At 69.8% G+C, this 14,612-nt stretch carries 14 protein-coding genes; 1 reads left to right on the plus strand and 13 read right to left on the minus strand.

The genetic code is table 11. The features are described from left to right. Positions 1 to 3 precede the first annotated feature (3 nt). Together QI633_RS14670 and QI633_RS14675 are read right to left on the minus strand one after the other, a co-directional pair. Positions 4 to 840 (minus strand): ABC transporter permease, encoded by an 837-nt coding sequence (locus tag QI633_RS14670; RefSeq protein WP_141798519.1) that lies wholly within the window; start codon positions 838 to 840, stop codon positions 4 to 6. Beyond that, positions 840 to 1,598 carry an ABC transporter permease gene (locus QI633_RS14675; protein WP_141801029.1) on the minus strand — a complete coding sequence of 253 codons (759 nt, stop codon included), beginning with the start codon at positions 1,596 to 1,598 and terminating at the stop codon, positions 840 to 842. Before QI633_RS14675 ends, QI633_RS14670 begins: the two co-directional genes overlap by 1 nt. 197 nt (positions 1,599 to 1,795) lie before the next feature. Between QI633_RS14675 and QI633_RS14680 the strand changes: the two genes are divergently transcribed. Beyond that, a complete protein-coding gene (locus QI633_RS14680) occupies positions 1,796 to 2,482 on the plus strand; it encodes an ion channel (protein ID WP_260805943.1) in 687 nt (228 codons plus the stop codon). Here the strand turns inward: QI633_RS14680 and QI633_RS14685 are convergent. From QI633_RS14685 to QI633_RS14735, 11 genes are all read right to left on the minus strand, one after another. Then, on the minus strand, positions 2,463 to 3,773 hold the full coding sequence (locus tag QI633_RS14685; RefSeq protein WP_282426196.1) for an MFS transporter: 1,311 nt from the start codon (positions 3,771 to 3,773) through the stop codon (positions 2,463 to 2,465). The genes QI633_RS14680 and QI633_RS14685 overlap by 20 nt on opposite strands. A gap of 58 nt (positions 3,774 to 3,831) precedes the next feature. After that, positions 3,832 to 5,961 (minus strand): excinuclease ABC subunit UvrB, encoded by a 2,130-nt coding sequence (gene uvrB, locus QI633_RS14690; protein WP_141798518.1) that lies wholly within the window; start codon positions 5,959 to 5,961, stop codon positions 3,832 to 3,834. 45 nt (positions 5,962 to 6,006) lie between these two features. After that, positions 6,007 to 6,558 carry a carboxymuconolactone decarboxylase family protein gene (locus QI633_RS14695; RefSeq protein ID WP_282426197.1) on the minus strand — a complete coding sequence of 184 codons (552 nt, stop codon included), beginning with the start codon at positions 6,556 to 6,558 and terminating at the stop codon, positions 6,007 to 6,009. Beyond that, positions 6,555 to 7,436 (minus strand): SDR family oxidoreductase, encoded by an 882-nt coding sequence (locus QI633_RS14700; RefSeq protein WP_282426198.1) that lies wholly within the window; start codon positions 7,434 to 7,436, stop codon positions 6,555 to 6,557. Before QI633_RS14700 ends, QI633_RS14695 begins: the two co-directional genes overlap by 4 nt. A gap of 21 nt (positions 7,437 to 7,457) precedes the next feature. Then, positions 7,458 to 8,054: a TetR/AcrR family transcriptional regulator gene (locus tag QI633_RS14705; RefSeq protein ID WP_282426199.1), complete on the minus strand. Its 597-nt coding sequence runs from the start codon at positions 8,052 to 8,054 to the stop codon at positions 7,458 to 7,460. Between the two features lie 372 nt (positions 8,055 to 8,426). Further along, positions 8,427 to 9,689: a phospholipase D-like domain-containing protein gene (locus tag QI633_RS14710; RefSeq protein WP_282426200.1), complete on the minus strand. Its 1,263-nt coding sequence runs from the start codon at positions 9,687 to 9,689 to the stop codon at positions 8,427 to 8,429. 30 nt (positions 9,690 to 9,719) lie between these two features. Next, positions 9,720 to 10,286 (minus strand): hypothetical protein, encoded by a 567-nt coding sequence (locus QI633_RS14715; protein WP_141798514.1) that lies wholly within the window; start codon positions 10,284 to 10,286, stop codon positions 9,720 to 9,722. After that, positions 10,283 to 11,371, minus strand: a complete 1,089-nt coding sequence (locus QI633_RS14720) for an MlaD family protein (protein WP_141798513.1) — start codon at positions 11,369 to 11,371, stop codon at positions 10,283 to 10,285. Before QI633_RS14720 ends, QI633_RS14715 begins: the two co-directional genes overlap by 4 nt. Position 11,372: 1 nt before the next feature. Further along, positions 11,373 to 12,599, minus strand: coding sequence for an MCE family protein (locus tag QI633_RS14725; protein WP_141798512.1), 1,227 nt, complete (start codon positions 12,597 to 12,599; stop codon positions 11,373 to 11,375). Positions 12,600 to 12,607: 8 nt separating this feature from the next. After that, complete coding sequence (locus QI633_RS14730) at positions 12,608 to 13,636, minus strand: MCE family protein (protein WP_141798511.1); 1,029 nt, start codon at positions 13,634 to 13,636, stop codon at positions 12,608 to 12,610. After that, entirely contained in the window at positions 13,633 to 14,607 is a 975-nt protein-coding gene (locus QI633_RS14735; RefSeq protein ID WP_160158231.1) for an MCE family protein, read from the minus strand. Before QI633_RS14735 ends, QI633_RS14730 begins: the two co-directional genes overlap by 4 nt. Positions 14,608 to 14,612 lie beyond the last annotated feature (5 nt).

Consider the following 14,612-nt stretch of genomic DNA (forward strand, 5'->3'; position numbering starts at 1 on the left):
GGCTCACCCCGTGATCCGGACGGTCGTCGTCGAGCCCCAGATGGCGAAGGTCAGGAAGAAGTCGGCCATCACGATCGTCACGATGCTGGTGCGGATCGCCTTGCCGACCGCCCGGCCGACGCCGGCAGGCCCGCCCGAGGCGGTGTAGCCGTAGTAGCAGTGGATCAGGATCACCGCGACCGCGAGGAAAAGCAGCTTGAAGAAGGACCAGACCATGTCGATCGGCGGCAGGAACTGCAGGAAGTAGTGGTCGTAGGTGCCACCCGACTGGCCGTAGATCATGGTGACGATCAGCCTCGGCGAGAGGTACGACGCGCACAGCGCCACGATGTAGAGCGGGATGACCGCGATGAACGCCGCGACCATGCGGGTCGTGACGAGGAACGGCAGCGACGGGATGCCCATCACCTCGAGCGCGTCGATCTCCTCGGAGATCCGCATCGCGCCCAGGCGCGCGGTGTAGCCGCAGCCCACGGTCGCGGCGAGCGCGATCGAGGACACCAGCGGTGCGACCTCGCGGGTGTTGAAGTACGCGGAGATGAAGGCGCTGAACTTCGCCACGCCGATCTGGCTCAGCGAGGCGTAGCCCTGGATGCCGACCTCGGTGCCGGCGAAGAACGCCATGAACGCGATCACGCCGACCGAGCCGAGGATCAGGCTCAGGCCGCCCGAGCCGAAGGCGACCTCGGCCAGCGTGTTCATGATCTCGCGGGGGTAGCGCTTGACGGCCCGCGGCGCCCAGGTCAGCGCCTTGACGTAGAAGAGCAGCTGGTCGCCGTACCCCTCGAGGGTGGAGCGCCCGCTCTTGTAGCTGTTGGCGAAGAAGTCGGCGGCAGCCATCACAACCCCACCGGCGGGGCGACCTGGAAGTAGATCGCGGTGATCACGGCGTTGAGGAAGAACAGCGCCATGAAGGCGATGATCACCGACTCGTTGACCGCCCGGCCGACGCCGCTCGGTCCGCCGCCGGCGTTGAGGCCCTTGTAGGCGCCGATGATCGCGGCGAGCCAGCCGAAGATGATCGCCTTGATCATCGCGATGTAGAGGTCGGGCAGGGAGGCGAGAGCGGTGAACGAGGACAGGAAGGCGCCGGCCGACCCGCCCTGGACGATCACGGTGAAGAAGTAGCCGCCGCCGATGCCGGTGCCGATCACGATGCCGTTGATCATGAAGGCGACGAACATGGTCGCCACCACGCGGGGCGCGACCAGGCGCTCGAGCGGGTCGATGCCGAGGACCTCCATGGCATCGATCTCCTCGCGGATCTTGCGCGCGCCGAGGTCGGAGCAGATCGCCGAGCCGGCGGCGCCGGCGATGATCATCGCCGCCGCCATCGGCGCCGCCTCGCGCACGGTGGCGAGCACCGCGGTCGCGCCGGCGAAGGACTGGGCGCCCAGCTGACCGGTCAGGTTGCCGACCTGGAGCGAGATGACCGCGCCGAACGGGATCGAGACCATGATGGTCGGCATCAGCGTCACGCTGGTGACGAACCAGGCCTGCTCGAGGAACTCCCGCACCTGGAAGGGCCGGGTGAAGATCCGCTTGGTCACCTCCACGACCATCAGCGCGATCTCGCCAGGGCCACGCACGACCGCCATGGCATTGAAAGCCACGCCCCGACTCCTCTCCCCACGGTGTTCAAGCGGGTCCCGCTCCAGGGACCCGGCGATATTAGAACACGTTCTCGTTGTGACCAAGGCAACTTGGCCGGCCCTTGGTCCTTTTTGCCGCCTCCCCTCGCACAACGCCGCCGTGGTGGCCGGGGTCACGCCGGGCGGTTTCCTAGGATCGGCTCGTGCAGTCCTCCGCCGCGAGGCCGTCCCGGCCACTGGAAGTCATCGGCCGTCACCCCTCCGCACTCCTGCTGGCGGCCCAGCTGGTGGTCGTGCTCGCCTACCCGGCGCTCGAGGGATCGGCCGCGGGACGGGCGGTCGTCGGGGTGTTCCAGATGGTCGTCGTACTGTCCGCGGTCTGGGCGGTACGCCGGACGGCCACCCTGCGGTGGGTGGTCCTCCTCCTCGGCGCCCCTGCCGTCGTGCTCGCCGTGCTCGAGGCCGTCCAGCCCGACGTGGACTGGATCGTGCTCGCCTCGGCGGCCTTCCACGTCCCGTTCTACTTCTTCGTGTCGTACGCGATGATCCGCTACCTCTTCCACGACGACCGGGTCACGGTGGACGAGATCTTCGCGACCGGCGCGGCGTTCACCGTCGTGGCGTGGGCGTTCGCCTACCTCTACGCCGCGGCCCAGGTGCTCTGGCCGGGCTCCTTCGTCGGCTTCAACAGTCCCGACGGCGGCTCACCCCTGAGCTGGTTCGAGCTGCTCTTCCTGTCCTTCACCACGCTGACCAGCGTCGGCCTGTCCGACGTCTACCCGGTCGTGAACCAGGCCCGGTCGTTCGTGATGGTCGAGCAGGTCGCGGGCGTCTTCTACGTCGCGCTCGTCGTCGCCCGCCTCGTCGGGCTCAGCGCGCGTCGGGTGTGAGGTCCACCATCGAGGAGCCTCCGGCCACCTGCTCACGGGTGGTCAGCGAGCGGACCCGGCGCCGGTAGCGCAGCACCTGGACCACCCCGAGGGTCCACAGCAGGTACTGGGTCGCCATCGCCCACCGGAACGCCTCGGGCGTGTAGTCCTGCGCGCCCGGCGTCAGCGCGTCGAGGACCGCCCCGACCGCGAGGACCGCGAGCAGGCCCGAGGTGAAGCCGCCGACGTTGATGATCCCGCTGGCGCTCGCCGTGCGGTGGTCAGGGTTGCTGGTGCGGGCGACGTCGAAGCCGATCATCGAGCCCGGCCCGCCCGCGCCGACGACGACGATCAGGAGCACCAGCAGCGGGAGAGGGGCGTCGCCGGGCCACAGCAGCACCAGCCCCCAGGCCGTCGCGAGGGCGCCGACGATGACCAGCGAGGTCGTCGAGCGGTGCCACGGGTGCCGCCCGACCAGCCACCCGAGCAGCGGGCCGTAGGCCACCGAGGTCGCGACGAGCAGGGAGAGCAGCGCGCTCGCCGTACCGGCGGAGAGGTGCTCGGCCGTCACCAGGAAGGGGAAGCCCCACAGCAGGCCCATCAGGGTGGTGCTGAACGGCGTCGAGAAGTGCATCCACAGCCCCAGCCGGGTGCCGGGCTGAGCCCACGACGCGGCCAGGCTGGCGACCAGCGCCCGGGCGCTCAGCGGTACGCCGCGCAGGTGTGCCTGCGTCGGCGTGTCGTGGAGCAGCACCCGCAGCACCACGAGCATCACCGCCCCGGCGAGCGCGCCCCCGAGGTAGGCGCGGGTCCAGCCGAGGTGGCCCAGCGCCCAGGTCATCGGCGCGGCCGCGGCGAGGGCGCCGAGCTGGCCGAGGTTGCCGGTCAGCTGGCTGATCAGCGGCACCTGGCGCCGCGGGAACCAGGAGGTGACCAGGCGCAGCACGCAGATGAACGTCATCGCGTCGCCCGCACCGACCAGCACCCGGGCGCCGAGCGCCAGCGCGTAGCTGTCGGCGAAGGCGAAGGCCGCCTGGCCGGTGCCGACCACGACGATGGCCGCCGTGAGGACGGTCCGTGAGCCGAACCGGTCGACCATCAGCCCGACCGGGATCTGCATGGAGGCGTAGACCAGCAGCTGGAGCACGGTGAACGACGCCAGCTGGCTGGCCGAGATGTCGAAGCGCTCGGTCGCGGCGAGCCCGGCGACAGCGAGGCTGCTGCGGTGGAAGACCGCGAGTCCGTAGGCGAGGAGGCCGACGATCCACACGGTGTAGCGACGCCCGGGGACCGGCCCAGGCTCGTTGCTCACACCAGCAGGCTATCGGCTCCGGGTGGCCCAGACCGCCTTCGCGAGGACGTGCGACGGCTCACTTGGTCGCTTCGAGCATCTGGCGCAGCTCCTTCTTGAGCTCCCCGATCTCGTCGCGCAGCCGCGCGGCCAGCTCGAACTGCAGCTCGGCGGCCGCCGCCTTCATCTGGTCGGTCAGGTCCTGGATGAGCTGCGCCAGGTCCGAGCTCGGTAGCCCGGCCAGCTCGGCGGCATGCCCGCCGATGTCGGTCGTGCGCAGCTGGGGCGTGGGTGACTTCTTCGGCTTCACTCCCCCGGCGCGACCCTTCTGGCCGACGTCGGCCCAGGTCTGCAGCAGCTCCTGGGTGGTCTCGTCCTCGCGGGCGAGCATCTCGGTGATGTCGGCGATCTTCTTGCGCAGCGGCTGCGGGTCGATGCCGTGGGCCTCGTTGTAGGCGACCTGCTTGGCCCGGCGCCGGTTGGTCTCGTCGATGGCCGACTCCATCGACGGGGTGATCCGGTCGGCGTACATGTGCACCTCGCCGGACACATTGCGCGCCGCGCGGCCGATGGTCTGGATGAGCGACTTGTCGGAGCGCAGGAAGCCCTCCTTGTCGGCGTCGAGGATCGAGACCAACGAGACCTCGGGCAGGTCGAGGCCCTCGCGGAGCAGGTTGATGCCGACCAGGACGTCGTAGGCACCCAGCCGCAGGTCGCGCAGCAGCTCGATCCGCTTGAGGGTGTCGACCTCGGAGTGGAGGTAGCGCGTGCGGATGCCTGCGTCGAGGAGGTAGTCGGTGAGGTCCTCGGACATCTTCTTGGTCAGCGTGGTGACCAGGACCCGCTCCTGCTTCTCGGCCCGGGTGCGGATCTCGTGGATCAGGTCGTCGATCTGGCCCTTCGTCGGCTTGACCACGACCTCGGGGTCGACCAGGCCGGTCGGGCGGATGATCTGCTCGACGACGTCGCCCTGCACCTTGTCGAGCTCGTAGTCGCCCGGCGTCGCCGACAGGTAGACGGTCTGCCCGATCCGCTCGAGGAACTCCTCCCAGCGCAGCGGCCGGTTGTCCATCGCGCTGGGCAGCCGGAAGCCGTGCTCGACCAGGTTGCGCTTGCGCGACATGTCGCCCTCGTACATGCCGCCGATCTGCGGGACCGCGACGTGGGACTCGTCGACCACGAGCAGGAAGTCCTCGGGGAAGTAGTCGAGCAGGGTGTTGGGGGCGGTCCCCCGGCCACGACCGTCCATGTGCATCGAGTAGTTCTCGATGCCCGAGCAGGAGCCGACCTGCCGCATCATCTCGATGTCGTACGTCGTGCGCATCCGCAGCCGCTGCGCCTCGAGCATCTTGCCCTGCCGCTCGAACGTGGTCAGCTGCTCGGCGAGCTCGGCCTCGATGCCGTTGATCGCCCGCTCCATCCGCTCCGGGCCGGCGATGTAGTGGCTCGCGGGGAAGACGTAGAGCTCTTGGTCCTCGGTGAGCACCTCGCCGGTGACCGGGTGCAGCGTCATCAGCCGCTCGATCTCGTCGCCGAAGAACTCGATCCGCACCGCCAGCTCCTCGTAGACCGGGAAGATCTCGAGCGTGTCGCCGCGGACCCGGAAGGTGCCGCGGGTGAAGGCCAGGTCGTTGCGGGTGTACTGGATCTCGACGAGCCGGCGCAGCACCGAGTCGCGGTCGTGCTCCTCTCCGACGCGCAGCCGGACCATCCGGTCGACGTACTCCTGCGGGGTGCCGAGGCCGTAGATGCACGACACGGTCGACACCACGATCACGTCGCGCCGCGTGAGCAGGCTGTTGGTCGCGGAGTGCCGCAGCCGCTCGACCTCCTCGTTGATCGAGGAGTCCTTCTCGATGTAGGTGTCGGTCTGGGGGACGTAGGCCTCGGGCTGGTAGTAGTCGTAGTAGGAGACGAAGTACTCGACCGCGTTGTCAGGGAACAGCTGGCGCAGCTCGTTGGCGAACTGTGCGGCCAGCGTCTTGTTGGGCTGGAGCACCAGCAGCGGCCGCTGCACCTGCTCGGCCACCCACGCCACGGTGGCGGTCTTTCCGGTGCCGGTCGCGCCGAGCAGGACGACGTCCTCGACACCGTCGTTGAGACGCTTGGTGATCTCGGCGATCGCGGCCGGCTGGTCGCCCGAGGGCTGGTAGTCGGACTGCACGTGGAAGGGCGCGACGCGACGCTCGAGATCGGTGACCGGACGCATGGCTCCAGCGTACGAGGGGCCACCGACAGTCCTCCTGGCGCTGCCCTACCTCGGACGGTCCGGCTGCACCCGCAACGCGTGCAGCGCGGTGGCGAGCATCGCGTAGTGGCCCACGAGCATCACGATCTCGATCCGCTCGCGGTCCTCGAAGCACTCCCCCAGCTCGGCCCACAGGCCGTCGGGGATGTCCTGGTCGGCGAGCAGCTCGTCGGTGGCGCGCAGCAGCAGCCGCTCGCGCTCGCTCAGTCCCGGGTGCTCGCCGAAGGACTCGATCGCCGCCACCTCCTCGCGCGAGAGCCCGGCCCGGCGGGCCAGGCGGCGATGCTGCTCGAGCTCGTAGGCCGACCCGCGGCGCGCCGCGACCCGGACGATGACCAGCTCCGACTCCCGCCGGGACAGCCGGCCGCCCGGCATCAGCCGGCCCGCGAAGTGCAGCCAGCCCCAGAACAGGCGCCGGTGCCGGCCCAGGGTCAGGAAGACCGCCGGCGGCTCGGTGCCCTGCACCCGGCCCGCGATCCGGGCGAAGGCGGCCACGAACGGGCCGACCTCGCGCCAGCCGCCCGGCGCGATCCGTGCCGTGGTCCCGGCCCCGCTCATGCGGTCCTCCGGGCCTGCTCGACCGCGGGCAGCACCCGGTTGGCGCCGTAGTTGAAGACCCGCATCGCGATGGCGTACCCGGGCGGGAAGTAGCGCTGCAGCCAGTGGACCAGCCGGATGTCGGGCGAGGTGTAGACCCAGTAGCGGTTGCGCAGCGCGCCCCTCCAGATCGCGGTGGCGGCCTGCTCGGGCGAGACCGCACGCTTCTGGAAGTGTCGTCGGGCCCGGACGAAGGCCTTGCTCTGCTGGTCGATCCCGGCGATCCGGATGGTCTCGACCAGGCCGGTGTCGACGCCGCCGGGGCAGACCAGGCTGACCCCGATCCGATGCTTGCGCAGGTCGTAGCGGAGCACCTCGGAGACCCCGCGCAGGCCGAACTTCGACGCGCTGTACGCCGCGTGCCACGGCATCGCGATGATCCCCGCGGCCGAGGAGACGTTGACCAGCTGGCCACCGCGGCCGGCGTCGATCATCGGCGGCACGAACTCCTCGATCACGTGGATCGGACCCATCAGGTTGACGTCGACCAGGCGCTGCCAGTGCTCGGCCTCGAGGCTGCGGACGGTGCCCCAGATCGCGATGCCGGCGACGTTGAGGACCACGTCCATCGCGCCCGCGCGCTCGGTCACCAGCGCCGCGAGGCGGCGTACCTGGCCGTGGTCGGAGACGTCGGCGACCTCGGCGGTGCCGACCGTCCCGCCGCGGGCCCGGATGGCGTCGGCGACCTCGGCCAGCCGCTCGGGCTGGACGTCGGTGAGGTGCAGCACGGCGCCGCGGTCGGCGGCCTGCTCGGCCACGGCGCGGCCGATGCCGCTGGCGGCGCCGGTGACCAGGACCTGCTTGCCGGTCAGGTCTCGGACGGGAGCACGGAACCACATGGACTTCTCCTGGATCGGTCGTCAGTGCGGGAACAGCGAGGCGGCGAGGGCGACGAGCGGCGGGTGCAGCCCGGCGAGCTCCTCGGGCTCGCCGAGGGTGATCCGGGCGGTCACCATCTGGATGATCGCGGCGAGCAGCGCCTCGCAGGCGAACCGCTCCTGCGCGGTCCGGGCCGAGAAGACCGTGGCGAGCGCCGCGGCCGCCTCCTGCTGGACCTCCACGCGACGGCGCATCGCCTCGGGGCCGGCGGCGTACACCTCGACGAGGAAGAGCCGGGCGCGGCCCGGGTCCTCGGCGAGGGCGGCGAGGTAGCGCTCGAGCAGCGCCGCGAAGCGTTTCTGCGGGGTGCCCCTGGCGGCGAGCCCGGCGGCGAATCCGGCCCGGAGGGCGTCGGTCGCCCACGCGTAGGCCGCGATGAAACAGTCCTGCTTGGAGCCGAAGTGCTGGTAGAACGTCTCGCGCGAGACGCCGGCCCGCTTGATGATCTCGGCGACCGGAGTGGCGACGTACCCGCGCTCGGTCATCGCCGCCGCCAGCGCGTGGAACATCCGCTCGCGCTGGTCCGCGGCCACCTCGGCACGGCTCAGCCCGTGTCGGCCGCGGGGCAGGGTCGCCATGTCCCGGACAGTTTCACGAACAGTAGTGTTCGTCAATGTCTATTGGCTCGCTGCGCTCGCATGTCGCGCGCGCTTTGACGCGTTGCCTTCCTCCGCTGCGCTCGCTGGCGCTCGCTCCGCTCCGTCCAGGCAACGCGGCGCGCGCGACGGGCTCGCCTGAATGTCATGCGCGCCCGAACGTCGTTCGGCTGAACCCCGTCGGGCGCCCCGCGTGATCTGGACCGAGCGGAGCGAGCGACCGAGCGCCAGCGAGGAAGAGAGCGCAGCGAGGGAAGATCACGCGTTAAAGGGCGCCCGACATGCGCGAGCGAAGCGAGCGCCAAACCAACACCGTGAGCCGCTCACGCAGCGCACCAGCCCCGACCCACCCGGCTACAAAAGAGGCCGCAGGGGGGCCAGCACCGCCTCGGTGAACTTGCGGTGCACGTCGCGGGCCTCCCACTCGCCGCTGGTCAGCTCCAGGCAGTTCGACTGGTCGACCTCGAAGATCTCCTCGAGCTCGCGGGCGAAGCCCTCGTCGATGATCTCGACGTTGATCTCGAAGTTGCCCGTCAGGCTGAGCCGGTCGATGTTGGCGGTGCCGACCGTCGCCCAGGTGCCGTCGACGGTGGCGGTCTTCGCGTGCACCATCGCGTCGCGGTAGCGCAGGATCCGCACGCCCGCGTCGAGCAGCTGCGTGAAGTGGCCGCGGGAGATCCAGTCGGCCACGATGTGGTTGGACTTGAGCGGCAGCAGCAGTCGTACGTCGACCCCGCGTCGCGCCGCCGCCTTCACCGCGTCGATGAAGTCCTCGTCGGGCAGGAAGTAGGCCTGGGTCATCCACACATTGCGGCTGGCCCGGTTGATCGCCTCGATGTACATCGCCCGGATCGGGAACATCCACAGCCGCGGCACGTTGCGCTGCACCCGGACCCGCGGCTCCCAGGTCGAGGCGGTCTCGAGCAGCAGCGGCCGCTCGGAGGAGCGCAGCCGGCGTCGCCGGTTGAGGTTCCAGAAGTCGGCGAACGCCCGTTTGAGGTCCCACACCGCCGGACCGGTGATCCGGACGTGCGTGTCACGCCACTCCGACTCGTAGGCCGAGCCGATGTTGTAGCCGCCGACGAAGCCGAGGTTGTCGTCGACGACCAGGATCTTGCGGTGGTCGCGGCCGTAGCGGCGCAGGTCGAAGAACCGCCAGCCGGCCGTGTAGACGGGATAGCGCAGCACCTTCACGCTCGGCGGGAAGCGCTGGAAGGCCGGCGAGACCACGAGGTTCGCGAAGCCGTCGTAGATGCAGTAGACGTCGACCCCGCGCTCGGCGGCCGCGATCAGGGCGCGCTTGAACCGCTCCCCCGTCGCGTCGCCCTTCCAGATGTAGGTCTCGAAGAGGATCTGGCGCTCGGCGCCCTCGATCGCGGCGAGCATGTCGTCGTACAGGTCACGACCGAAGGTGTACGTCGTCACGTCCCCGTCGCCGACCGCGACCGTGCGCGGGTCGGTGGTCGGGAACGGCTTGGGCCGCTTGCCGCGCCGGCGGTAGGAGTCGACGAGCGACATCGCGATGGCGACGACGAACGGGATGCCGATCAGGGTCAGCAGGACGCGCCGCAGCACGGTCCTCAGGCCGGCAAGCGAGTCCCCGTCGTCGTGCGCCACGCGCGTCAATCTAGTGGGTCGGTCGCGACGCTACTGCGCACCCTCGCCGCTGTTGGTGCCGCTGAGCAGGTCCAGCCGGTCGACCAGCCACTCGCCCTTGACGAGCTTCATGGTCATGCTGACCCGCTGCTCCTCGACCTTGACGTCGGCGTTCTTGTCGTCGGTGATCGCCTGGTCGACGAAGGCCAGCACCTCGACCTGGGTGTCGTCGACCACCCGCCCGGCGGCGTCTACGACCTGGCCCTTCGCGGTGACCTTGCCGTCGACGATCGCCTTCTGCAGGTCGCCGACGTTGGGCGCCAGCTTGTCCTTGAGCTCGGTGTTGGCGATCTTGTCGACCCAGGCGAAGTCGTGCTCGCCGTCCTTCCAGGAGTACGACGTGATCTGGACCAGCAGCTCCTTGGCGGCATCGAGCGCCGCCTTCTCCGCGTCGTCGCGTGCGGTGAGCTCGTCGACCTTGGCCAGCGCGTCCTTCAGCGCCTTGTCGTCCGAGCTCGAGCCGCACCCGCCGGCCAGCAGGCCCAGCGCGAGCAGCAGGGCGCACAGCAGGGCCAGCGGACCGCGGCCGCGCCGGGTGCTGGTCGTCGTCCGGCTCACTGCACCGGCCCCGGGGCGTGGGCGGCACCGCGCTGCAACGTGGCGAAGGAGGCCGCGCAGCGCCCGTCCTTCTGCAGCGCCCGGCGCTCGGTCTTCTTCGGGTCGAGGCGGGACGTGCCGTAGCTGCACCGCGGATCCATGTCGGGGATCAGCTCGATGCGCAGCTCGCCGTCGCGGACCTTGGACAGCAGCGACCGCAGGCCCGGCGAGTAGTTCTGCAGCAGGGCGCGCAGGTGGGGCTCGTAGGAACGGAACACGTCAGTGAAGCTAACGCCCGTCGACAAGAACCCGGGCAGCACCTGGTCGGCGTCCTTGACCAGCTTGATCAGCTCGTTGACCTGGCCGGGGCCGCGCTTGAGCAGGTCGCGCAGCTCCGGGTCGTAGTTGCGCAGGAACCTCGCGAACTGCTTGGCCGAGGTCGCGAGCTGCCGCAGCGAGTCGGCGTTGTCGGTAGCGATGGACAGCACGCCGCCGGAGCTGCTGATGATCCGGTCGGTCTCGGGCCACACCTCGTCGAGGGTCTGCAGGATCGCGGTGCCCTGGTCGAGGATCTGGCCGAGGTCGTCACCGGTCCCCTTGAGGCCCGTGCTGAGCTCGCCGAGGACGATCCGCAGCTTCTTGTCGTCGATCTGGCGCAGCACGTTGTTGACCGCGACGACCGTCGAGCTCAGGCTCTTCGGTACGTCGGTCGACTCGGCGGGGATCTTGTCGCCACTGGCGAGGAAGGGCCCCTTGACCTGCTTCGGTTGGAAGTCGAGGTACTGCTCGCCGACCGGCGAGAGGCTGCGCACCCGGGCGAGCGAGTCCCTGGGGATCTCGGTGCCGGTGGTGATCGCGATCGTGGCCTCGACCCCCTTGGAGGTGGGCACGATCGAGCGGACCTTGCCGACCTTGATGCCGCGGTAGGTCACCACCGACCCCTCGAACAGGCCGCCCGTCTGCGCGAGCTCGACCTTGACCTCCACCGGCCGCGAGGTCAGCGGCTGGTCGAGGACGGCCGCGAAGATGTAGGCGGTCGTCACGATGAGCACGACGATGATCCCCGCGAGGCTGAGGTAGAGCTTGTTGCCCAGCAGCTTCAGCATCTCAGGCCCCCCGTCCGAACAGGGCCTTCAGGAGGCCGTCGAGTCCGAGCGGGTCGGGGGTGGTGGTCCCCGTCCCGCCGGCGGCGCCGTCGGTGGCCGGCGTACCGCTGCCCTTGGCGCCGGCCTTGGCGCCGGTCTTGTTGCCGCCGAGCAGGGGCAGGCCCTTGAGCAGGTCACCGAGCCCGACCAGGTCGAGCAGGTCGCCCACGACCCCGTTGACCGTGCCCTCGAGCAGTCCGCCGACGTTGAGGTTGTCGATGTGGAGCTCGAGCGCGATGTTGAGGTAGTCGGTCCCGATCACCGCGTCGGCCGAGCCCGACGCCTTGATCACGGCCTGCAGCGACTTCTCGAACGTGCCGTTGTTGGCCGCGAACTCGGCCAGCACGGGCTCGAGCTCGCTGAGCATCGAGAGCAGCTGCTGACGGGTCTTGGTGACGGTGTCGTTCGCCGCTCCGCTGAACTTCTCGACCTCCGCCAGCAGCTCGGTGAAGGCGGGCGTCTTCTCCCGCAGCACCTTGGCCGCCGGGCGGATGTCCTTCAGTGCCCGGTTGATCGTCTTCTTGCGCCCGTTGAGTGTGGTCGAGAGCGCGTTCATCGAGGTGAGCACGCTGTCGATCGCCTGGGTGGTCGAGTTGGCCTGGGTGAGGAACACCGAGGCCTTGTCGAGCAGCGCCCGGTAGTCGCCCTCGTTGCCGTTGAGCGCGGTGTTGAGCTCCTCGGTGACGGTCTGCAGCTGGTCGAGGCCGCCGCCGTTGATGAGCAGCGAGGCCTGGGCCAGGGCGTCCTCGACGGACGGCGCCGTCGTGGTGTTCTCGCGCGCCAGCACCGCCTTGTCGGCCAGTACCTTGCCGTCGGCCGGGTTGGTCACGTCGACGAAGAGCTCGCCGAGCGGCGTGGTGTAGCGCAGTCGCGCCTGGGCTCCGTCGCGGACCTCGGCGTCCTTCTTCACCGTCAGCGTGGCGCGGGCGGTGAAGTCGTCGGCCTCGATCGACTTGACCTTGCCCATGTCGACGCCGTTGACCTTGACCGGCGCACCGACGGCCAGGTTGAGCGCGTCGTCGAACTGGGCCTGGATCTCGATCGTGTCGCCGGAGACCCCGGTCCCGGGGATCGGCAGGTCGCGCATGGTGGTGCCGCACGCGGACAGCAGGCCCAGCGCGAGCGCCAGCAGCGCGACCAGGGCGGTCCGTACGGCGGTCGTGCGCGCCGTCAGCCTCATCGCAGTCATCGCTCCCCTCACGATCCCGGCTGCGTGCCGTTGATGAAGCTGCACAGCGGGCCGAGCAGGCCCTTGCACAGCTGCTGCAGGACGCCACCCAGCGGGTCGAGGATCAACGGGTCGATCCGGACCGGGAGCCGGTCGCCCTGGATCAGCTGCAGGTTCTGCAGCGCCAGCGGCATCACCCGCAGGATCTCGGCGAGCTGGTCCTGCTTGGTCAGCAGGGTCTTCATCAGCTTGGTCGAGCCGTCCAGGCTGTCGACGATGGACTGACGGTTGTCGACCGCGAACTTCGCGACAGTGGTCACCGCCTCGTCGAGCGAGCGCAGCGCCTGCTGGAAGTTGCCCCGCTCGTCGGCGAGCAGCTGCGAGGCCTGCGACACCTGCTGGATGAAGGTGCGCGCGGTGTCCTCGTTCGCCGAGATGGTGGTGAGCAGCACGTCGAGCGACTTCAGGGTCGCGGCGATGTCCTCGCGGTGGGCGGCGATGCCGTCGACTCCGTTGGCCAGCGAGTGGATCGTCTGGTTCAGCAGCGGTCCGCGGCCCTGGAGGGCCGTGGTGCCGGCGTCGATGAACCGCTGGACCGCCTTGGTGGTCTCGGCGTTGCCGCCGATGCCGGTGGCGAAGTCGTTGAGGGAGGCCAGCACCTGGTCGAAGTCGACCGGGGTCTGGGTCTTGTCGAGCGCGATCGTCGCGTTGTCGGCGAGCTTCTTGTCACCCTTGTGGTAGACGGGCGTGAGCTCGACGTAGCGGTCGGTCGCGACCGACCGGGCCACCACGACGGCACCGGCGTCAGCCGGGACCGGCTGCTCGGAGTCGACCTCCATCGTCACCAGCACCTTGTCGCCCTCGGGCTCGATCGAGGTGACCTTGCCGACGGTGACGCCGAGGACGCCCACGTCGTTGCCGACGAACAGGCCGGCCGAGTCGGCGAAGTAGGCCTTGACGGTCATCTTGTCGGACCCGCCGACGACGCCGCAGCCGGTGGTGAGCAGGACCGCGAGGACGGCGACGGCCGCCCCCACCTTCTTGAGTGCCCCGGTCATCGCTGGCACGTCCCTTCCAGCTTGCAGGTGGTGTCGTCGGCAGGGATCGCCGGCGGCTTGACGTACAGCGGGAGGTAGGGGCCGCTGCCGGTGGCGTTGGCGACGTACCGGATCGCGGGCGCCATGTTCTCCAGGAGCCTGGTCAGCTGCTTGTCCTGGCCGTTGAGGGTGTCGAGGACGGCCTTGACGTCCTTGAGCGCCGGCTTGAGCTTGCCGTTGGTCGACTTCACGATCGCGGTCAGCGCCTTGGACAGGTCGGTGGTCTCGACGAGCAGCCGGTGGATCGCCTGGCGCCGGGCGGTGATCTCGCTGACGACCAGGTTGGTCTGCTGCATCAGCCCGACGATGTCCTGGCTGCTGGCCGAGAGCTGGTCGGTGACCTTGCGGGTCGACTCCAGCAGGTCGCCGACCTGGTCGGAGCGCTTCGAGACGACCTCGGAGAGCCGGGCGACGCCCTCGAGGGCCGGCCCGATCTCATCCTGGCTCGCGCCCAGGGTGCCAGCCATGGCGGTCAGCGCCTTGGCGAGCAGCTCGGGGTCGAGCTCGTCGAGGGCGTCGGTGCCCTTCTCGATGACGTCCTGCAGGTTGTAGGGCACCGAGGTCCGCTCGAGCGGGATCCGGTTGCCCGCCAGGCCGCCGGTGCCGTGCGGGTCGACCTCGAGGTAGTGGGTGCCGAGCAGCGTCGCCACCTTGACCGTCGCGGTCGAGCGGTCGCCCAGCGAGATGTCCGAGTCGAGGGCGAAGGTCACCTGGACGTGGTCGTCCTGGATCTCGATGCCGGTGACCTTGCCGGAGATCACGCCGTGCACCTGGACGTCCTCCCCCTTGCGCAGTCCGGCGGTGTGCTCGAGCAGGGCGGTGTACTTCTTCGTGCCGAAGGTGCTGACACTGAGGAAGATGACCAGCCCGGCCACCAGCCCGATGACGACCAGGGTCACGATGCCGACGCGCAGCGGGTTGCGCTCGTTCATGGGCT

Source organism: Nocardioides sp. QY071, assembly GCF_029961765.1.
Classification (GTDB): domain Bacteria; phylum Actinomycetota; class Actinomycetes; order Propionibacteriales; family Nocardioidaceae; genus Nocardioides.

Coding starts and splice junctions, on each gene's coding strand:
- QI633_RS14670 (WP_141798519.1), bottom strand. CDS start 840: ATGGCTGCCGCCGACTTCTTCGCCAACAGCTACAAGAGCGGGCGCTCC.
- QI633_RS14675 (WP_141801029.1), bottom strand. CDS start 1,598: ATGGCGGTCGTGCGTGGCCCTGGCGAGATCGCGCTGATGGTCGTGGAG.
- uvrB (WP_141798518.1), bottom strand. CDS start 5,961: ATGCGTCCGGTCACCGATCTCGAGCGTCGCGTCGCGCCCTTCCACGTG.
- QI633_RS14695 (WP_282426197.1), bottom strand. CDS start 6,558: ATGAGCGGGGCCGGGACCACGGCACGGATCGCGCCGGGCGGCTGGCGC.
- QI633_RS14700 (WP_282426198.1), bottom strand. CDS start 7,436: ATGTGGTTCCGTGCTCCCGTCCGAGACCTGACCGGCAAGCAGGTCCTG.
- QI633_RS14705 (WP_282426199.1), bottom strand. CDS start 8,054: ATGGCGACCCTGCCCCGCGGCCGACACGGGCTGAGCCGTGCCGAGGTG.
- QI633_RS14720 (WP_141798513.1), bottom strand. CDS start 11,371: ATGCTGAAGCTGCTGGGCAACAAGCTCTACCTCAGCCTCGCGGGGATC.
- QI633_RS14725 (WP_141798512.1), bottom strand. CDS start 12,599: ATGACTGCGATGAGGCTGACGGCGCGCACGACCGCCGTACGGACCGCC.
- QI633_RS14730 (WP_141798511.1), bottom strand. CDS start 13,636: ATGACCGGGGCACTCAAGAAGGTGGGGGCGGCCGTCGCCGTCCTCGCG.
- QI633_RS14735 (WP_160158231.1), bottom strand. CDS start 14,607: ATGAACGAGCGCAACCCGCTGCGCGTCGGCATCGTGACCCTGGTCGTC.